The organism is Vibrio sp. DNB22_10_4 (assembly GCF_052879755.1).
In genome coordinates this window covers 1-19707 of sequence record NZ_JBNNXW010000014.1, presented here as the reverse complement: position 1 = coordinate 19707, position 19707 = coordinate 1, and the positions used below count along the sequence as shown (strand labels likewise).

Here is a 19707-nt window from a genome sequence, read left to right as displayed (position 1 = left end):
TGAATCCCAAAATCGGCAATCGTAGAATAGGGGAACAATCAAATCGGCCAAGTAACGACGTGCAAACCCAAGTATCAACCCAATCACCAATTCACCATTCCATTCCCCAGCCAAGCTATGTACCGGTCATCGAAGATCTAATAGCGTGCTTAAAATCGGGACTGAAAGAGAGCCTGCATAGCGTTTATGTTTATGGGTCAGTGGCGAATGGCACCGCGATACCAAACGTATCGAACCTTGATGTGGTGTTGGTCACTCATGCGCCTTTCTCGGCGAGCCAAAAGGCATTGTTTAACTCGATTAATTGGCGGTTTCAAAAAGACTTTCCTTTTGTAAAAGGGCTGGCCATTCGTACCGCTCTAGTGAGTGAAGTGGCGTCACTTTCGGCTTTGTTTACTTGGGGTTTTTTACTCAAGCAGTGCTGCACCAACGTGTACGGTGAGGATTTGTCAGAGTGCTTTGGTGATTACGTGCCGAGCTGGGAAATTGCCAAGCAGTGGAATATGGATATCGAGCAAAGCGCTGCCTTGCTTAGAAAAGAAGTTGCTTTGGCTGAAGATGCGCAGTCGCAAGCCGATGCTCAGCGCAGGTTAGCGAAAAAGCTACTCAGAGCAGCCTACGGTTTGGTGCTTCATAGAACCAAGCGCTGGTTAGATGATCCTCTAGAAAGTGGTAGGGCATTTCTCGAGTTCTACCCACAGCGCGAGCAAACCGTTGAGCGCCTCGGTATTTTGCTTGGCGGACGGGTAATACCAAAACGCTCAGTTGTTGGCCTTGTGGATGACTTCGCTCCCTGGCTTGTCAAAGAGTATCAGAAGACCGAGTTTAAGATTGGTTGAATGAGCGCTATTATTTGGACAAAAAAGCAAACACGCCTTTGCCCCTTTTGGTGTTTCAAACCATCTCTCCAAAATTACCGTCATTCCCTTGAAAAAGGGAATCTTATTCAGCGCGTTGCCAACCTGATTTACGTGAGCTAGTCGAAGGTTTTCAGTTACCTACTCGCGGTAGGAGATCCTCACTTTTTGAGAGGATAGCAAATACATTGAAAGCAGAGTGTTTCGTATAACTAAGAGGCTTTTGTTCAGAACCTTGCTGATTAGGCTCTGGCACACTTTTGCCCCTTTCGGTGTCAATAATCCAAATCCGGTCATTCCTGCGAAGGCAGGAATCTACTGGCTGCGCCCACTGAATTATATCGTCAACTCTGCAAACTGAGTAACGAGGCTAGCTTATTTTTGCCCCTTTTCTGCTTAGAGTCGTTACTCTTCACTAAACAAGGATGATTATATTGACCAACGTTTTCTCATATAAGATTCTACTATGAGGTTGTTTTGTTATTTTGATGAGCGTTGTACATAAAGATGAGATGTTGAGTGCTTGTGGACGAGTACATCAATTGGGGGGTGTTTTTGCGCGTAAAGATTGTTATTGGCTTGATTTTTAGTGTTATTTTAGGGTGGTATCTGTGCTCCATGGTATTGATTCCTCTAGCATCAAAAGGTTATCAAAGTACACTTGAGATTTGGTTTGAATGGCAAACATTCAATGCTGGTATGATTGCACTGCTTGCTGCTGCAATAACTGCTGGTATAGCTATCTACCTAGATGCACAAGCTAGAAAGTTGGAAAAAGAGAGAGCACGGTGTGAATCTAAACGTAATTTCATTGCCGCTAGAGCATTTTTGCCTCATGCGCTAGCTGATATAGATACTTATGCTCAACAATGTAGCACCTCCTTACGTAGCTTCTATCTTGCGAACAGGCTTTCGCAGCAACTGAGTGAGCATAAAGAAAACTTAGCAAAAGAGTTTAGTAGACATGCGAAGCCAAATGGTTTTGAACCAACCTTCAGAGATTGTATAAAATATGCTGAGGAAGAAAACTCTGAAAAGTTGACTCAGTTGTTGGTTGAGTTGCAAGTTTTTTTATCTAGGATGTCAGAGTTTGAGAATGAACAATCCATTCAAAGTAGCTATGCGCTCGAAATGTTGGCTTATTCGATTCATTTTCAATTTCGTGTCTCTAGCTTTTATGGTTTTGCACGCAAGGGCACAGAGATAGAACTCACCCCTAGTGACCCAAGGGATTACTATGTGCGCCTGTCGACTTTAGGTGATGACCATGAAGCCTTCTCTCAGGGGAAAGATCACTCTTTAGATCGCTATGTCGAAAGGTACGCTAACCTCAATGAACTGATAGGCTATTAAATTATCACTTCCCTAAATAGAGATTGTTGAGAGTCTATGGTTTAGTTTAGTTCGACAGTTCCAAGATATTTTTGCCCCATTCCAATTTTGGGCGCTTTTTGAACACCCATCAATGGCTCATCACTTGGCCTGAATTTTCTTTTTCGTTCAGTGTCTAGTTAAGTGGGGTCTTACCAGTTTGCTCTTAAACTCAACTTTGCAACAAAGTTATTACTAGTATGAAGTATGAGAGCTACCTATTGTTGTCTTTGAGAACGGGCTTGGCGATTTTAATCAAAGTGGGTAACTCTCATTGTTTCAAATTGAAGTGTCAGAGCTAGTCTGAACTAATACAATTAATTTTGAGATGTGATTTCGATTGCCTCTTGAACTTTCGCTTCAATTCCTGCCCAGTTTTTCTCTTTAATTAGCTCACTATCGATAAACCAAGAGGCACCACAGCAAAGAACAGAGTTTAATTCTAAGTACTGAGTTACATTCTTCATCGACAACCCACCAGTAGGCATAAAATTTACTTCAGAGTAAACACTTGAAAGAGCTTTTAACATAGGGATACCTCCGGAAGCTTCTGCTGGGAAAAACTTCATACTATTTATCCCCACGTTTAACCCTCGTTCTATGTCACTAGCATTGTTGACTCCAGGAACTATTTCAATACCTAGCTCCTTGCAAGCTTCGATTGTACTCAAGTTTAAGCCAGCAGAAACAATTATGTCTGCACCAGCTGCCTGGGCCGCTCGAGCTTGATGTGGGTTTTTAACAGAGCCGGCTATGACAGTAAGGTTCGGATAGCTCGCTTTTGCTTCACTAATAGCGTCTAAAGCACAACTAGTACGGAGTACAATTTCAATCACAGGCAGATTATTGCGAGTAAGTAGGTCACATAGGGGTAATACATCATAGAGATCATTAATGACTGCTACAGGGATCAGTGGGTACTTTTCTGCAATATTAGATAGTTTCATTTATAACTCTCAAGTGTTCGGTCTCAGATTTTGGAGCAATAGCGCCTCTATGTTGTACAACTATTCCTGCAACTTTGTTTCCGGCTTCACAGCACTTGGTTAACTCAAAGCCATTCAAGTAATGAGACAAAAAACCTGCATTGTAACTGTCGCCAGCCGCTGTAGAATCAACTACATCTACTGGCACCGTTGGAATATGAATACTATTTTGACTATCGAAACAGAAACTGCCGTTTCGATCATTCTTTATGACCACTGTTTCTGTACCTGTCCTAAGAATTCGCTCAGCAACAAGATGTACGTCAACTTCATGTGGCCTCAAAGCTTGCTCGTCATCTAGCGTCACTAATGCAATATCTGTCACTTCAAACATATTATCGTATGCTTCAATAGTATCTTCGATACAATCCCACAACGCGGGTCTGTAGTTAGAATCAAAAATGATTTTTACTCCCCACAAGCGCAGATTAATCAGTTTGGCGAACAACTCCTTTCGGTCTTCTCTACTCATGATTCCAAGAGTAATTCCTGAAAGAACTACAGCATCAAACTTCTTTAAAGCGGCGAAGGTTTCTTCTGCTTTGGGATGAGACATTAGGTACTTAGCGGCGGAGTCACTTCGCCAATAAGTGAATGTTCGCTCTCCAGTATCATCAACATTGATGATATAAAGTCCCATGTTTTTTTTGTCGTTGTGAAGGACTAGTTGAGTATTAATCCCATCTTCTTCCCATGCGCGTTTTATATCGAGACTCAACGGATCAACTCCAATCGAAGTGATATAGGCCACTTCAACGTTGTCAGAACAAAGCCGAGACATATAGGTGGCCGAGTTCAAGGTATCGCCACCATAAGTTTGGAATAGTGATGGTCGAACCCCATTTAACTCAACCATACATTCGCCAATGAATGCGATTTTTTTCATTTGTAGCTCCTAACTCCATCGCGTACATTTCGCGTACGCGATGAAAAGTTCAAGTGATTAGATGTTTACGGGTTTACCCAGTTTTTTAGTGGTTTGCCTTGGAACGCCCGCTTTGCCTCCTGAGCGGCAAGACTTTGAAGTGTTGACACTGTCTCAATAGTGTACCAAGCAGTATGATCAGTACAGATGGTTGAATCCAAGCGAAGTAGTTTGTTGTTCTTTTCTACCGGTTCGGCTTCGAAAGTATCAAGGCCAGCAGCGAAAATTTTGCCGTTTATAAGGGCTTCATACAGATCATCTTCGTTGATGATTCCCCCACGACCAGTATTGATAACAATCGCAGTCGGCTTCATCAGATCAAAGGTTTGGGCATTAAACATATCTTTAGTCGATGGCAGCAACGGAGCATGGATAGAAACATAATCACAATTTTTCGCCAACTCTTCGATGTTGCTTTGGACTACTCCGTCTGCTTCAGCTTGAGCTACAGAAAGGGTAGGGTCACATACAAGAACCTTTTCAAAACCAAGGCCTGAAGTTTTACGAATGAAACTCTTAGCTATGGAGCCATAACCAACGACCCCTAGAGTTTTTCCTTCGAAAGAAAGGAGGGGCTCATCCTGGCCAATATCCCACTTTCCGGATTTGACGTCTGCATCTCTCTTGGAAAGACGACGTGCGCAACCGAACATTAGAGCAATCGCATGCTCCGCTACAGCTATGTCTGCACCATAATCTGGAATGTTAGAAACTTTAATTCCCTTACTCTTAGCCTTTTCAAGATCAATATTATCTAGGCCAACACCGTACCTTACGATGATTTCGCATTCGCCCATCACGTCATACATCTCACTTTCAATTTCAGACTGCCTGACAAGGACTGCGTTTGCTTCTTTAAGATTTTCAATCACTTGATCTCGTGGTGTGTGAGGTGGTAATTCAACAATTTCATGTTCTATGTCTGCCAGGACATTGGACTCTGGCTCGTAGTTAGCGTAACCGGTACCTAGAATTACGACTTTCTTCATGTTCTATTCCTCATATCTTACATGTTAGTTTTAGTTGGAAGCTAATCCATGAAAGGACTGTTCGCAATAGTAAGTGGCCAAATATGTGATAAATGTCGTTCAAAATGATTTTCTAAGTAGTAAATATCTGTTTCTTGAGCGGGAGCACATTATATTTCTACCATTAATAAGATAATCACTACGAAACTAACATGTAAGAAAGGCGCATTAATATGAAAAAAACACTACTATCAGCACTCCTTGTTGCTAGTTCAACAACATCTTTAGCATGGGCTGATGTAAACATTCGGATTGGTCACGGAGCACCTAGCGACTATCACATGAATCTTGCTTGGCTGCACTTCAAAGATCTCGTTGAAAGTGAGTCTAACGGAGAGGTTACTGTAGACATCTACGCGAATGGTCAGATTGGTGCTGACAGAGAATTGATTGAGTCTGTTCAAGATGGTGTCATCGAGATTACCACTCCCACTGTTGACATGTTAGCTGGCTGGGACCCAGCTTATAGTTTGATTGGCTTGCCGTATGCTTTTAGTGGTCGCGAAGAAGCTTTGTCAAAACTGTATGGAGATTTTGGACATGAGCTGCTAAGGAGAGCAGAGAACATTGGTATGGTTGGTCTGGGTTGGATGGAAAATGGAATTCGAGAAATAACGACCAACACAAAACCTATTTACACGTATGATGACATGCGAGGCATGAAGATTAGAACGATGCAAGTTCAGGCGCATATTGAAGCATTTAGTGCAATGGGGGCATCTCCAACTCCAATGTCCTTTAATGAAGTATATTCCGCTTTGCAACAAGGAGTGATAGATGCTCAAGAAAACCCAATTACACACGTTTATTCAAGTAGATTTTATGAAGTCCAAAAATACCTATCACGTACAAACCATGTTTACTCCACACACATTGTGCTAGCTAACCCAGAATTTTATTATGGTCTGTCTGATGAGCATCAGAAACTAGTCAATTCAGCACTAGAAAGATCAATTGAATATCAAAATGAAGTCATTGAAAAGCGAGAGAAGGAATTTCTTGGAAAGATTAAAGAGTCCGGTGTTTTAGTTAACGAACTCTCTTCAGAACAAATTTCCGACTTACAAGAAAAGACCGAGTCCGTTAGGCAAAAATACTACAAAATGGTTGACAAAAAGGTTGTTGATAGTCTTCTAAATTAAGATCAAATGCCTGCTCTCTGGCAGAGTGGGCATAAAAGGTAAAATGATGAAAATTATACTAGAAACTATAAATGAGCGCATAGAAGAATGGGTTATTACGTTACTTTTGGCGAACATAGTTATTCTTATATTTGTCCAGGTATGCATGAGGTATGTGTTTAATTCTTCATTGTCATGGTCTGAAGAGTTAGTTACGTGGTCTTTTATTTGGTTTATTTGGGTTGGAGTTAGCTACGGGTTCAAGACGAGAAAACATATTTGTGTCACTGCTTTTGTAGACCTATTGCCACAAAGAGCAAAAGTAATTTTGAATATACTGGTAAGTGTCATTATATTGTGGTTTATGTTGCATATACTTCACCTTGGAATAAAACAGATGACGAGCCCTTTCATATCTAGGCAGCTGTCTGTCGTTTTGTATTACCCTTTTACGGATACGCAAGTGAGTATGAAGTGGCTGTACGCATCTCTACCATTTGGTGCTTTATTGAGTAGCTATCGAATTGCTCAGAATATCCTTGCAGAAATCAAAGAGCTGTGTTTGGCAAAAGTTAGTAAAGAGGTATGTCAATGATATCTTTAGTTCTTTTCGGTGTATTTATAATGCTTGTTATACTAGGTGCACCAATCGCAATATGTTTAGGGACCGCCTCGCTAATTGTTTTAGACTATATGACAGGAACCCCAAATCTATCAATGTTAGCTAAAAGTGCAGTGATGGGGGGTAACTCATTTCCACTTGTTGCTATTCCACTTTTTGTTATCGCTGGTGAAGTAATGCAGAGAGGAGGGCTATCTGCTAGGATTGTTTCGGCGGCAAACAGTCTTGTTGGTAGATTTAAAGCCGGATTGGCATATGTAAATATTTTGGCGTCTATGTTTTTTGCTGCAATATCTGGTTCGTCGCCAGCAACGGTTGCGGCAATCGGATCGAATATGATCCCTGAAATGAGCAAGAATGGCTATAAGAAACCATTTTCAGCTGCTCTTACAGCAGCAGCGGGTATAACTGGAGTCATGATTCCTCCTTCTATCCCATTAATCATTTATGGAGTAACTGCTGGTGAGTCGATAGGTAAGTTATTTCTTGCCGGTTTGATTCCTGGAACGATGTTTGGCTTAGGGTATATGCTAGTCGCAAGGCTTACTATTCATCAGAATCAAACCCCTAAAAGTGTTGAACACGTGGATGTCTGTCCGAACGAAGACAAAGAAAAAGTTACTTGGCGGAATCACTCTATTTGGGCGCTCATTGTACCGATTATAATCTTAGGAGGGATCTATGGAGGGGTTTTCACTCCAACTGAAGCCGCTGGTGTCGCTGTAATTTATGCCCTGATTGTAAGTCTTTTTATATATCGAGATCTTCATTTTTCACAGCTTGGAGAAGTGTTAGTTCGTTCTGGACTAACGTCCGCCACGGTTTTAGTAATGGTGGTAATGGCTTCGGCATTTGGTAGATTATTGACATTAGAACGAGTGCCTGTCGAGGTAGCACAGTTCATTACGTCCATTTCGGAAAACCCACTATTAGTGCTTCTTCTGATAAACGTCATGTTATTGATCGTTGGTATGTTTATGGAAACTATTGCTTCAATAATTATCCTGACACCAATATTACTTCCTATAGCTCAATCATTTGGTATAGATCCGATACATTTTGGCGTAATTATGACAGTTAACCTAGCTATTGGTTTCTGTACTCCTCCTCTTGGTGCGAACCTCTTTGTAGCAACGGGCGTAGCAGATGTGAGCTTAGAGAGTTTGGTTAAGTCTATACTTCCATTTTTGCTAGCTATGATTATTATGCTCAGTATTGTTACGTTTGTACCTCAGTTGTCTTTGTTCCTCCCATCAGTATTTATGTAAGTTAAGCTATTAGCTTGGATGTATTATAATGAGCAAATCACTAGATGTCGTTATATATGAGAGAATAAAGAGCTTAATAATTATTGGGGCGCTTCCAGTTGGTTCAAAAATATCCGAGTCGATGATCATAGAACGACTTGATTCGACAAAGTCTCCAGTAAGGAATGCTTTCAAGAAGCTAAAAAGTGAGGGGCTGATTAGGGTTATACCAAAAAGTGGTACATACATTTTCGATTTTGAACAAGGAGAGTTTGAAGAGTTTCTTCACTATAGACATATACTTGAAGTAAACTCACTAAGAATATTATCAGCGGACAAGTATCAGTTATTGGCTAATAATCTTTCTATCATTTATGATCAAATGATATATAGTGTTAACTCAAATAGATTGTATGAGTATGTAAGACTGAATGACGAGTTTCATCAGGAAATTGTAGTTGCTTCTGGAAATAAGTTCATCATAGAGTCCTATGATACCATTGCAACAAAAATGTCGGCTATTAGAAACCAACTTGCTGATTCAATAGAACATATCAAAATAGGTCTAAGTCAACATAAGGAAATTATCAGTTTTCTAATGTTAGATGATATAAAAAATGCTATAGCAGTATTGGAACTACATATTTTACCATCACGTGGTTCTTTTTGGAAAAATTCAATAGGAGAGATATAGTATGTACTTTGGAAACATTAATGAGACTGCACACCTTCCATCATTTCTGAAGGAAGCGTTAGAAGAGACATTACCCACCGCCTTAGATATGAGTATCGATGGGAGAACAGATGTATCGGATAAGATATTTGTATTATCTTTTGATGTTGCTACGATGGATGTAAACCAGGCTAGGTATGAGATCCATGACGACTATATTGATATTCAGTTGGTCAAGGAAGGGGTTGAAATGTTTGGAGTTTCCAATGACTGTTTGGAGTTTACGGACGATCAGCTGGAAGAGAAAGATGTTGCTTTTGGTACTGTATCGAATGAATCATTTTTGACCCTAAGAAAGGGCGACTTCGCGGTGTTTTTTCCGGGTGAACCCCACAAGCCTTTGTGCACCCCAATAAACGCTGCGGAAGGTAATAGAGTTAAAAAAGCCGTAATAAAAATTAAAGTGCCTGAATGTAACTAGGAAATTTCATCCTACAGTAAGTACCTACCCTACTTCTTTCGTGATTGCGATAGAAGTAGGGTAAAAGTAAAAAGAGGAGGAATGATGGTAATAGCGTTTGGATGTGACCATAGAGGTCATGATTTAAAGCTTGCTCTAATAAGCCATGTTACTAAGCTAGGCTATGAAACTGTTGATGTAGGTACAAACTCGCTTACGATGGCACACTCTGCAACTTATGCCAAAAAGCTGTGTCGTACGATAGTGGCTGGTAAGGCTGAGCGAGGAGTACTTATATGTAGTACAGGTGTTGGGATGAGTATTTGTGCGAATAAATTCAACGGTATTAGAGCAGTGTTAGCAAATGACATCTATACTGCTAGGTTATCAATGCGACACAATAATACAAACGTAATCTGTTTAGGAAGTGACAATCTGAATGAAGAAAGGGCGAACGAGCTTTTGAAAGCCTGGTTGGAGACCAGTTTTGAAAACTCTCAGAGGCGAACTTTTAGGCTCAAAATGATCAGAGAGATTGAAGAGGAGCAAAAAACACTGTGCGTTAGTTAAGAAATCACTTTACTATGTTTTCAAGCTCCCAAAACGAGCCAAACTCAGGGAGAATATGCGATCCTAGGACTCGGTTAGCCGAGTCTTGGTCTAATGTTTTGATCGCCTCGATTAAAGCTTTATGTTGTTCCAGTCCCTTGAAAAGGTGTTCACCCGAGTTAGTTAAGTTTACACTCACAGCAGACATTCTTGGTGCAATAGTTGCGTAAGAACTGATTATATAGCGATTGCCGCAAGCCAGTATCAATGCGTTATGAAACTCATTGTCGAGCCTGATGTATTCGTAAACACGTTCCATCTCAAGACTATATATCATTTGGTCATGTATCGCTTCTAGCTGGCCTACCAACTCGCCAGAGTTCTCCCTTGAACTAACAATAATGCCAACAGCACTCTCTTCTAATAGTAATCTGAACTGCAAAAAATCTTGAAAGTCATCTTGACTAAAACTAAATACATACGTCCCACTCTTAGGGCGGACATCGAGCAAGCCTTCTGCGGATAACCGTTTTATTGCATCTCTGATAGGGGCCTTAGTAGACTCGAGTTTTTTTTGCAACGTTGACTCAGATATTTTTGAACCCATAGGTAGTGCTCCAGAAACAATCAGGTTTCGGATTCTATTGTATGTTACGGTGCTTAAGTTACTGTTCATCTGTGTTTAGTAGTCTGTACGGTAGAACGGGATTATACACCATTGATCAATATAAGTACTATAACCTTGATGAAAGTTTTTGAAACTTAGGTTCCGTTTTTTCTCTCTTGAGGTGACATAGGTGTGAAGCCTTACTTCAGGAACCAGTATCGAGGTAGTGTATTCTGGTGCTTAGTTAGTTGGCAGAAAAAAAATGGCTACTGATAGAACCATTACTATTGAGCCTGCTAGCTTTTTTACCCAGATTGATTTAGCTTGTTCAAAAGTGCACTTAAATAACAGGTAAGATATGGCAACTCCAAACACTCCTCTTAGAGTTTGGATAATATTACCTGCCACAACGCCAGAGTTTGTGAATCCAATAACTAAAAATATAACGGCCCCTAACCAGACTAACGAAATCCATTTTACGTGGTAAACATCTCTACATCTTACTCTAAATATTGGCAGAAACACCAAACTGACTAGACCGCAAAAAGTATAGTTTAGGCTAATAGTTGCAAAGGACTTTTCTAAGCTAGATTTAGGGGGCAGTTGGTGCGAAAAATCGGTAATGGCTACGTCTGATAGGCTAAATCCAATACATGCAATAATTACGCAGCAAATTGGAGCAAGGTCAAGTTTGCCTGAAGAAAAAGAGAAACTTAGTGCTGTTAAAATTATTAGTGTGATAGCTATAATTTGATTTAAGTTAAAATCTTCACCAAAGAAAACAGCAGATAAGGCGGCAAGAACTGGAATTTTCAATGCTAATAGGGGTGATACTATAGCGGACTCACTTCTGGCTATTGCGACTAGAATGAAATACTGAGCAACTAAATATGGTAAGTTCACGTAAAGCATGCTAGTTACTAAATCTAAAGTCACAAACTCGATATAGTTAAACGCAATTAAAGGGAACAAAGCCAGAATTCCAGAACATAAGTGTATTGAAATTAATAGCTTAAACTCGGACAGGTTGTTTTTTGATTGCAAATTCTGAGTTAAAACATAGTTCACTGCTTGAAGCAATGCGCCTAATACGCTCGCGATTAAACCAATGCTCATTATATTCTCTTAAGGTCTTTGTAATTGTTGAAAGTCTAAAGTCCTGCGATTTTACACTAACATGTTAGTTTTTTCACTAAGTGATATTAAATAACTGCATTGAACGTAAGCTGGCGCTAAACCCCATCTAACAATGAGCAAGGTGACACTGTATGTTGAGGGGATGTTTATCAACTAAAGATTTGACCTTATGCCACGAACTGTCTGAAGCCAAACTCATGAGGAGTGGGCAACGCTGGTCCAGGCAGAACAAGACAGCGGACTCTACTGTCTTGTTCTGCCGCCAAAATAACATCAACCAGCAAGCGTTTTATCGCCAACGCAACCGTCTTGAGAGTCACCACACGACCGATGAGTTCATTAAAGTAGAGCCCGCTACCATAGAGGATACTCCAACCACCGCAAGTCGCTCTTTGCCGACTATCGAATTGACGGTTGGTGTAGTGAGCCTCATTCTACCTGAACATGCCTCTCCACAATGGGTCGCTGAACTTATCCGTGAGGTCAACCAATGAAAACCTTCTCTGAGTTTCAGCATCTTTACCTTTATCCCACCCCCGTCGATTTCCGTAAATCCATTGATGGCTTATCGTACTTAGTCGAGCAGCGTATGGCTCTCAACCCCTCTGACTCGAGTGGCTTCATGCGGATGAAACGCCGGTTAAGGTCATTGATAGTGATAAGTGTAAAACGTATATGTGGGTATACTGCTCAGGCAGTGATGGATCCACGCCACCGCCTTATGATGAGAATGCCCGTAATATCGTGTTGTATGACCATCAACTGGGTCGGTCAGGCTCACATGCAAGTGCTTTTTTAGCAGGGTACCAGGGCTATCTACATGTGGATGGTTATCAGGGTTATAAAGACACAGACGCCAACTTGGTTGGGTGTTGGGCTCATGCTCGCCGTAAGTTTAGTGACGCTCAAAAGGTGCAAGGCAGTGATGACGGTGGGGTTTGAGCGCTTGGCGAGTGCATCAGAGGACTTGGAATCGGTGATACCCTGGAACCTACAGTGCGGATGAGAAACGATAAAACGGAAGGCTAATTACCTTCCGTTATTTATTGCATTAGGGAGTTTACCGCCAGCTTACGATACTGCACTTTCTCTATTTGACTTTGGACCTGAAGGGTTTTGTGCTGTAAGAGCCGCAGTGTGGAAAGAAGCCTTTTTCCAAAAAGCCAGAGAGCAAAGACCATTTATCTTCACCTTTCACCTTTCACCTAGAAGCGACCGTAGATCCTGCACTGATTGATGAAATGGTTATGCTAGTTAAAAGCCAAAGCAGAGAAGTGGTGTTTGTTGAGCTTCTTTGTTCGACAGAGGAAGTACTGAATAGACTCGATAGTGAAAGCCGAATCAAGTTTAAAAAACTAACAGATAAAGAACTATACAAACAAGTAGATAAGCAAGGTGGATTTAACTTCCCTCCTTTACCAACTTCAGACCTAATGGTAGACACAGAGAAGCAATGTGCAAGCGTTTCAGCCAAACTGATATTTGATAACATACGCAAAAATCACCAATAGGCAGTCTAAACTCAAACTTAGTTGGCTTAGATCACTTTTGCCATATCTGAGCTAATTAATTTTTTCCTAAATTAGCAAAGTAACTAGCTCAGTTATGTCCAAAAACGTTTCAGAAAGTGATCAAATTTTACTTTGTTATAGCCCAATAATTGCTTGAAAAGGCGCGTTTCCGATCAAAGTTTGTTGTCCTCCGACAAAATGCTACTGATTGAACAAAACCTAGCAGTTAGAACAGCCCCATTTGTGGCGCACTCAAATCATCGAAGTTCATGCCAATAAACGGCAAGATAGCCTCCGCAACTGGCCTTAACTGCTTATCAATGTAGTGTTGATAGTCGATGGGTGAGCGTTGATACTCTTTTGGTTCAGGTCCATTAACAGTTATCACGTACTCGATGCGCCCGCGATTTTGATATTGTAACGAGCGTCCTAATTGTTGGTTGATATCATCCGCCATTCTAGCTGCTCGTACTTGTGGCGGAACATTCTTTTGATACTCGTGCAGCTTTCTACGTAGTCTTTTCTTATACACCAGTTGCGTATCATATTCACCCCGTAGCGTCGACTCAACAAACTCTCGAACATAGTCAGCAGGATCTTGATGGTTAAACACCATCATATAAAGTGTTTGCTGAAACGCCTGTGACAGCGCCGTCCAATCGGTACGCGCACTTTCCAATCCTTTAAAGATGAGGCGTGCATTATCACCTTCACCGATTAGGCCTGCGTAGCGTTTTTTAGAGCCAGTTTCTGAGCCGCGTATGGTTGGCATTAAAAATCGTTGATAATGTGTTTCGTACTCTAGCTCTAAGATCGAAGTTAGGTTGTACTCTTGCTCGAGATGCTCAGTCCACCAATGGTTGATCGCCTCAACCAGTTCGTTGCCGACTTTATCTGCTTCTTCTGGTGAAAAGGCAGCGTTTAATGACACGAAAGTAGAGTCCGTATCACCATAAATCACCTGATAGCCTTTTTCTTCAATCAGTCTTTTGGTGGTTTTCATGATTTCGTGTCCACGCATCGTGATGGAAGAGGCTAGCCTTGTATCGAAAAAACGACAACCCGATGAGCCAAGCACGCCGTAAAATGAGTTCATGATGATTTTAATGGCCTGGGAAAACGCCTTTTCATTGTTGGTTTTTGCGACATCACGCGCCTTCCATAATTCTTGAATTAAATTCGGAAGAAAATGCTGCATTCTATGGAACTGACCTCCTCTAAATCCTGCGACGGCTTGGTCGTCATCTTTGCCGATTTCAAGCTTCAAGCCTTCAATTAGTCCCATTGGATCAATCAAAAATGAGCGGATAATCGAAGGGTATAGACTCTTAAAATCGAGAACCAAGACCGAATCATACAGACCGGGAATGGAATCCATCACATAGCCGCCGGGGCTTGCCACCCAGTTCTCAGGATGCAAATTAGGAGCCGCGTAGTGAGCTCGGTGCAGTCGCGGTAAGTAGAGGTTGGTAAACGCCGCAACTGAGCCCCCGACACGGTCGAGTTCCACACCCGTAAGCTTGGTGCGTTCAATGGCAAACTGTAGTAGGTGGGTGTGGTCAAAAATACGGTTTACCAACACACAGTCTTGCAAGTTGTACTTGGCTAGGGAGGGCTTGTCTTTGCGAAACATAGTGTTAATTTCATCCATGCGGTCATGCACATTGTGGATGGCTTTTCCTTCACCTAATAATTCTTGAGACACAGACTCAAGCGACCAAGAACGAAAGTTATAGGTCGCGGTTTTAAGGGTATCTATCCCATCTAACACCACCCTACCTGGCATAGTGATAAAGCTTTGCTGGCTAGAGGGCAGAGTGCGGAAGTAGATTTTTTGTGTATTGCGTCCAAGTGAGAGTACAACGTTATTGAACTCAGCTCGCTTGTTGAGCAGTTTGAAATCGAAGTCGATGACACTCCAGCCGACGACCACATCTGGATCGTAATCTTGAAACCAATCATTGAGCGCAAGCAGCAGTGACCTTTCGTCACTGACCCATTGAGTTGGTGTGTCACACTGTTGTGGCTCACCAATCATAATGACTCGACTGTCGCTTGGGCTATCAAGACCGATGGAATAGAGTACGCCTTTTTCTGAGCATTCAATGTCGAGTGACACGACGTTGAGATCAGGTTGGTAATCGTGAGCTTTACACTTCGCATCGGTGATACGCAGGAATTGATGCGGCTGACCTGGATTTATGGTCTCAGTGCGACCTGCGACGGCTAAACTTCCTTGAATATAGCGTTCCATCAAATAGCGATCGGCAAGTTTAATGTCGGCTTCCAATACGAGAATATCGGCCGCTATGAGTTTTTCATTTAGCTGGCGAGCATTGGCGATAGAATCGCTATAAACGGCGATCAGGTTTTGGCCATCAAAGCTGGACATCTCAATCTGGTTAAAGGTGATGGAAAACCCTGCATCATGCGCCACGTTGTGGACACGGGTCTTATCGACAGATGGCACAAAAAAGACCGGTTTTTGTCCTTCAATAAGAATCTGCGCGGGCCCTTGAGGTGTGGATAGCCACAATTCTATTTGCGGGCCAAACCGAGTATCTCTGGCTTGGCGGGTTAATAAAAAACCTTGATGAATGTCCAAATGAAGCAAATTCCTACATGATGCGCTGAGCTTGAGTAAATTTTGTGCAAATTCTTACACAATGATAGCCCTGAGTGATAGTCAAGTGTAACAAAGGTCCCACTAGAGCCAAAGTTTCTCAAATTGGGCTAAACTTTAGTAGCAATACTAGATTTCTAGAATAGTGATTTATATCGATATTTTGCAATTATGTAGCGGATAGTGTGATAGGTGTTTCATAGTGGGTTAAAGTGGATTTATGCCCATAAATCGGGGGGTTACGTTAGAGATAACTAATGGTTGTATGATTTGTAACCTAATGATTTTAAAGTTTTTATGATTGACGACGTCGAATCTTCGTCGTAATGTGTTTCGCAAACTATGCGCCCGTGCACGATTTGTATGGGAGCTTTTAAACGTAAGATGAGGTATGATAGTCAGCCATGCTGCTATCCACTAACCTCAAGTGGTCGCAGAGCCAATAGATAAGTGTGGAGATACAAGTTTGATTAATGTTTTCCTTGTAGATGATCACGAACTGGTTCGCACAGGGATACGACGTATTATTGAAGACGTCCGTGGAATGAATGTGGCAGGGGAAGCTGACAGTGGTGAAGAAGCCGTAAAATGGTGTCGTAGCAACCATGTTGACGTCATTTTAATGGATATGAATATGCCTGGTATTGGTGGACTCGAAGCGACGAAAAAGATCCTTCGCCATAATCCAGACATTAAGATCATCGTGTTAACTGTGCATACGGAAAACCCATTTCCGACAAAAGTTATGCAGGCAGGTGCCGCAGGCTACCTGACCAAGGGCGCTGCGCCAGATGAAATGGTGAATGCCATTCGTCTTGTTAACAGCGGCCAGCGCTATATCTCTCCTGAGATTGCTCAGCAGATGGCGCTTAGCCAATTTTCATCAGCATCAGAAAACCCGTTCAAAGATCTCTCTGAACGTGAACTTCAGATCATGATGATGATTACCAAAGGCCAAAAGGTAACGGATATCTCAGAGCAATTGAGCTTGAGTCCTAAAACCGTGAATAGCTATAGATATCGACTGTTCAGTAAGCTTGATATCAACGGTGATGTTGAACTGACCCACTTAGCGATTCGACATGGAATGCTAGATACTGAGACCCTATAGTTGAGACAGTATCGTGTCGGAACCCATTTTTGACTCAACATCCTTCCTCAAAACCGTAACTAACCAACCCGGCGTCTACCGTATGTATGACGCCGAGTCGGTCGTTATCTACGTTGGTAAAGCCAAAGACCTCAAAAAGCGCCTTTCTAGCTACTTCCGCAAGCGAGTAGATAGCGAAAAAACCCGCGCGCTGGTCAGCAACATCCACAAAATCGATGTCACGGTTACACATACCGAAACCGAAGCGTTGATCCTCGAACACAACTACATCAAGCAGTACCTTCCCAAATACAACGTATTGCTTCGAGATGATAAGTCGTATCCTTATATTTTTCTGTCAGGCCATAAACATCCAAGGCTTTCCATGCATCGGGGGGCAAGACGGAAAAAAGGCGAGTACTTTGGCCCTTATCCAGACTCTGGAGCCGTGAGACAAACCCTACACTTGCTACAAAGGATTTTCCCTGTTCGTCAGTGTGAAGACTCTGTCTATGCCAATCGAAGTCGACCGTGCTTAATGTACCAAATTGGTCGCTGTGCGGGGCCTTGTGTCAGCACTATCATTTCCGATGATGAGTACGATGAATTGGTTGGTTTACTGCGTTTATTTTTACAAGGCAAAGACAAAAACGTAGTGCAGATGCTGGTGGAGAAGATGGATGAGGCGAGTCGCAATCTAGCCTTTGAACAAGCCGCTAAGTACCGCGATCAGATCCAAGCTATTCGACGTGTTCAAGAGCAGCAATTTGTTTCTGAAGACAGTGATGATGACATGGATGTACTGGGTTTTGCTCAGGAAAATGGTGTGGCTTGTGTCCATATCTTGATGATTCGCCAAGGTAAAATCTTAGGCAGCCGTAGCCATTTTCCTAAGATCCCAAATAATACAGAGCAAGCTGAAGTCTTTTACAGCTTCTTGAGTCAGTATTACCTTAATCATTCTGAATCACGAACGATTCCAACGCGAATCATTTTGAATGACGGTTTGGTTGAAGACGTCAATGACATGTCGAAGGCCCTGACTGAAATTGCCGGTCGCAAGGTTTTATTCCATATCAACCCAACTGGCGCACGAGGTCGATACCTTAAACTATCGAACACCAATGCACTTACGGCGATTACCACTAAGATCAACCATAAAATGACGATCAATCAGCGCTTCAAGGCCCTTCAAGAGGCATTGAGCATTGAGAACATCACTCGCATGGAATGTTTCGATATCAGTCATACCATGGGTGAGAACACCATTGCCTCTTGTGTTGTATTCAATCAAGAGGGGCCGGTGAAACAAGAGTATCGCCGATACAACATCACAGGTATAACCGGTGGTGATGACTACGCCGCAATGGGGCAAGTCCTTGAGCGTCGCTATTCGAAGCAAATCGATGTCGACAAAATCCCCGATATTATCTTTATAGATGGTGGTAAAGGGCAGCTCAATCGCGCTGTTGATATTGTGTCTGAATACTGGGACGATTGGCCGAAGCGCCCACTAATGATGGGTATTGCTAAAGGTGTAACTCGTAAACCGGGTCTGGAGACTTTAATTACGCCTGAAGGGCGAGAGTTTAATTTACCGAGTGACGCGCCAGCGCTGCATCTTATACAGCATATTCGTGATGAGAGCCACAATCATGCGATTGCGGGACATAGAGCAAAACGTGCGAAAGCTCGTCGTACCAGTCCGTTAGAGGGAATTGAAGGTATCGGCCCGAAACGTCGCCAGTCATTGCTGAAATACATGGGTGGCTTACAAGAGCTGAAACGTGCAAGTGTAGAAGAAATCGCCAAAATACCAGGAATTAGCAAATCTTTGGCAGAAAACATCTATCAAGCATTGAAACAGTGATGAAAATCCCGCAACATAAACAGGCAGTAAAATAGAGCCGATAATAATATGCGTTTAAACATCCCTAACATTTTGTCTTTGTTGAGATTATTTCTCATCCCCGTGTTCGTCGTTGCTTTCTATCTTCCGTATAGTTGGGCGCCGTTTGCCGCCGCTATGATTTTCTGGGTGGCAGGCTTCACTGACTGGCTCGATGGGATGTTAGCGAGAAAGCTTGGGCAAACGTCCCGTTTTGGTGCTTTCATTGATCCGGTCGCGGATAAAGTCCTAGTGGCCACCGCACTCATTCTCATCACTGAACATTACCATTCCATTTGGGTCACCATTCCTGCTGTGACCATGATTGCCCGAGAAATCATTATTTCAGCACTGCGTGAGTGGATGGCCGAGATTGGCAAACGAGCAAGTGTGGCAGTGTCTTGGGTGGGCAAGGTCAAGACTGTTTCTCAAATGTTTGCGCTCTGGGTTCTTATTTGGCGTTATGACGATTGGATGATTTGGGTAGGTTATGTGGCGCTGTATGTCGCGACTGTTTTGACTTACTGGTCAATGATGCAATACCTAGCGGCAGCAAAAGACGATTTGCTTAATGCAGATGAGTAGTTAGCGGATTACTTCAACAGTATTTAGTACAAAGGCGAGCATTAAGCTCGCCTTTGTGCTTTTTAGCTCAGTATGAAATTTGCAGGAGTAGGTGCCAGAAGGACTAAAAGTCGACTCAAATCAAACGTCTCGGCTAGGTGTCTTTTGGTAAGTTGACAAGTTTACTAGACCTAAATGTGCATGTTTTTGCTAGAAAATTGAGCAAATTAGCGGTTTTTGGGTATTTCTTGGTCAAACGATTCAAAATATCAAAAAACGTGTTGACTCATTTTCCTGATTGCGTAAAATGCCTCCCGTACTCAAGAGGAACTGCTTAAAACGAAAGTGAAGAGCAAAACTTCAAGAGTAACAAAAAGGCGCCTTGGCAGAGTGGCTATGCAGCGGATTGCAAATCCGTGGACCTCGGTTCGACTCCGGGAGGCGCCTC

General features: G+C 42.3%; 19 protein-coding genes, 1 tRNA gene and 2 pseudogenes. 16 read left to right on the top strand and 6 right to left on the bottom strand.

The genetic code is table 11. The features are described 5' to 3' along the window. Window positions 1-59: 59 nt before the first annotated feature. Both ACVA6Q_RS20915 and ACVA6Q_RS20910 read left to right on the top strand, forming a co-directional pair. Window positions 60-839, top strand: a complete 780-nt coding sequence (locus tag ACVA6Q_RS20915; protein WP_446648833.1) for a nucleotidyltransferase domain-containing protein — start codon at window positions 60-62, stop codon at window positions 837-839. Between the two features lie 543 nt (window positions 840-1382). After that, window positions 1383-2210, top strand: a complete 828-nt coding sequence (locus ACVA6Q_RS20910; protein WP_446648832.1) for a hypothetical protein — start codon at window positions 1383-1385, stop codon at window positions 2208-2210. A 335-nt stretch (window positions 2211-2545) separates the two neighbouring features. Here ACVA6Q_RS20910 and eda read toward each other — a convergent pair whose 3' ends face one another. From eda to ACVA6Q_RS20895, 3 genes are all read right to left on the bottom strand, one after another. Beyond that, window positions 2546-3175: a bifunctional 4-hydroxy-2-oxoglutarate aldolase/2-dehydro-3-deoxy-phosphogluconate aldolase gene (eda, locus tag ACVA6Q_RS20905; RefSeq protein ID WP_446648831.1), complete on the bottom strand. Its 630-nt coding sequence runs from the start codon at window positions 3173-3175 to the stop codon at window positions 2546-2548. Continuing rightward, window positions 3162-4100, bottom strand: coding sequence for a sugar kinase (locus ACVA6Q_RS20900; protein WP_446648830.1), 939 nt, complete (start codon window positions 4098-4100; stop codon window positions 3162-3164). The genes eda and ACVA6Q_RS20900 overlap by 14 nt, the downstream gene beginning before the upstream one ends. Window positions 4101-4165: 65 nt before the next feature. Then, window positions 4166-5128: a C-terminal binding protein gene (locus ACVA6Q_RS20895; RefSeq protein WP_446648829.1), complete on the bottom strand. Its 963-nt coding sequence runs from the start codon at window positions 5126-5128 to the stop codon at window positions 4166-4168. Window positions 5129-5340: 212 nt separating this feature from the next. Between ACVA6Q_RS20895 and ACVA6Q_RS20890 the strand changes: the two genes are divergently transcribed. The 6 genes from ACVA6Q_RS20890 to rpiB all read left to right on the top strand — a co-directional run bounded on the left by ACVA6Q_RS20890 (window position 5341) and on the right by rpiB (window position 9860). Continuing rightward, window positions 5341-6309: a TRAP transporter substrate-binding protein gene (locus ACVA6Q_RS20890; protein ID WP_446648828.1), complete on the top strand. Its 969-nt coding sequence runs from the start codon at window positions 5341-5343 to the stop codon at window positions 6307-6309. A gap of 43 nt (window positions 6310-6352) precedes the next feature. Continuing rightward, on the top strand, window positions 6353-6883 hold the full coding sequence (locus ACVA6Q_RS20885) for a TRAP transporter small permease (RefSeq protein WP_446648827.1): 531 nt from the start codon (window positions 6353-6355) through the stop codon (window positions 6881-6883). After that, window positions 6880-8178 (top strand): TRAP transporter large permease, encoded by a 1299-nt coding sequence (locus ACVA6Q_RS20880; protein ID WP_446648826.1) that lies wholly within the window; start codon window positions 6880-6882, stop codon window positions 8176-8178. Before ACVA6Q_RS20885 ends, ACVA6Q_RS20880 begins: the two co-directional genes overlap by 4 nt. 28 nt (window positions 8179-8206) lie before the next feature. Continuing rightward, window positions 8207-8851, top strand: a complete 645-nt coding sequence (locus tag ACVA6Q_RS20875; protein WP_446648825.1) for a GntR family transcriptional regulator — start codon at window positions 8207-8209, stop codon at window positions 8849-8851. A 1-nt stretch (window position 8852) separates the two neighbouring features. Further along, window positions 8853-9311 carry a YhcH/YjgK/YiaL family protein gene (locus ACVA6Q_RS20870; RefSeq protein ID WP_446648824.1) on the top strand — a complete coding sequence of 153 codons (459 nt, stop codon included), beginning with the start codon at window positions 8853-8855 and terminating at the stop codon, window positions 9309-9311. Between the two features lie 81 nt (window positions 9312-9392). Next, window positions 9393-9860, top strand: coding sequence for a ribose 5-phosphate isomerase B (gene rpiB / locus ACVA6Q_RS20865; RefSeq protein WP_446648823.1), 468 nt, complete (start codon window positions 9393-9395; stop codon window positions 9858-9860). A gap of 4 nt (window positions 9861-9864) precedes the next feature. Here the strand turns inward: rpiB and ACVA6Q_RS20860 are convergent, their stop codons facing one another. After that, window positions 9865-10515, bottom strand: a complete 651-nt coding sequence (locus ACVA6Q_RS20860; protein WP_446648822.1) for a GntR family transcriptional regulator — start codon at window positions 10513-10515, stop codon at window positions 9865-9867. A 171-nt stretch (window positions 10516-10686) separates the two neighbouring features. Beyond that, entirely contained in the window at window positions 10687-11562 is an 876-nt protein-coding gene (locus ACVA6Q_RS20855; protein ID WP_446648821.1) for a hypothetical protein, read from the bottom strand. A 152-nt stretch (window positions 11563-11714) separates the two neighbouring features. On the opposite strand from ACVA6Q_RS20855, the gene ACVA6Q_RS20850 reads away from it, so the two are divergent. From ACVA6Q_RS20850 to ACVA6Q_RS20835, 4 genes and pseudogenes are all read left to right on the top strand, one after another. Next, window positions 11715-12077: a hypothetical protein gene (locus ACVA6Q_RS20850; RefSeq protein ID WP_446648820.1), complete on the top strand. Its 363-nt coding sequence runs from the start codon at window positions 11715-11717 to the stop codon at window positions 12075-12077. Then, window positions 12074-12181, top strand: a pseudogene (gene tnpB / locus ACVA6Q_RS20845) (IS66 family insertion sequence element accessory protein TnpB); the annotation flags it as partial. The gene ACVA6Q_RS20850 and the pseudogene tnpB, both read left to right, overlap by 4 nt. 20 nt (window positions 12182-12201) lie before the next feature. Beyond that, window positions 12202-12501, top strand: a pseudogene (locus ACVA6Q_RS20840) (IS66 family transposase); the annotation flags it as partial. Window positions 12502-12830: 329 nt separating this feature from the next. Further along, window positions 12831-13094, top strand: coding sequence for a hypothetical protein (locus ACVA6Q_RS20835; protein WP_446648819.1), 264 nt, complete (start codon window positions 12831-12833; stop codon window positions 13092-13094). A gap of 226 nt (window positions 13095-13320) precedes the next feature. On the opposite strand, the gene ACVA6Q_RS20830 is transcribed toward ACVA6Q_RS20835, so the two are convergent. Then, window positions 13321-15699 (bottom strand): DNA polymerase II, encoded by a 2379-nt coding sequence (locus ACVA6Q_RS20830; protein ID WP_446648818.1) that lies wholly within the window; start codon window positions 15697-15699, stop codon window positions 13321-13323. Window positions 15700-16183: 484 nt separating this feature from the next. Between ACVA6Q_RS20830 and uvrY the strand changes: the two genes are divergently transcribed. The 4 genes from uvrY to ACVA6Q_RS20810 all read left to right on the top strand — a co-directional run bounded on the left by uvrY (window position 16184) and on the right by ACVA6Q_RS20810 (window position 19706). Beyond that, window positions 16184-16828 (top strand): UvrY/SirA/GacA family response regulator transcription factor, encoded by a 645-nt coding sequence (gene uvrY / locus ACVA6Q_RS20825; RefSeq protein ID WP_006075673.1) that lies wholly within the window; start codon window positions 16184-16186, stop codon window positions 16826-16828. Window positions 16829-16841: 13 nt separating this feature from the next. Beyond that, window positions 16842-18677: an excinuclease ABC subunit UvrC gene (uvrC, locus tag ACVA6Q_RS20820; protein WP_418641569.1), complete on the top strand. Its 1836-nt coding sequence runs from the start codon at window positions 16842-16844 to the stop codon at window positions 18675-18677. 48 nt (window positions 18678-18725) lie between these two features. Continuing rightward, a complete protein-coding gene (pgsA, locus tag ACVA6Q_RS20815; protein WP_353498401.1) occupies window positions 18726-19280 on the top strand; it encodes a CDP-diacylglycerol--glycerol-3-phosphate 3-phosphatidyltransferase in 555 nt (184 codons plus the stop codon). Between the two features lie 355 nt (window positions 19281-19635). After that, a tRNA-Cys gene (locus tag ACVA6Q_RS20810) sits at window positions 19636-19706 on the top strand. Window position 19707 lies beyond the last annotated feature (1 nt).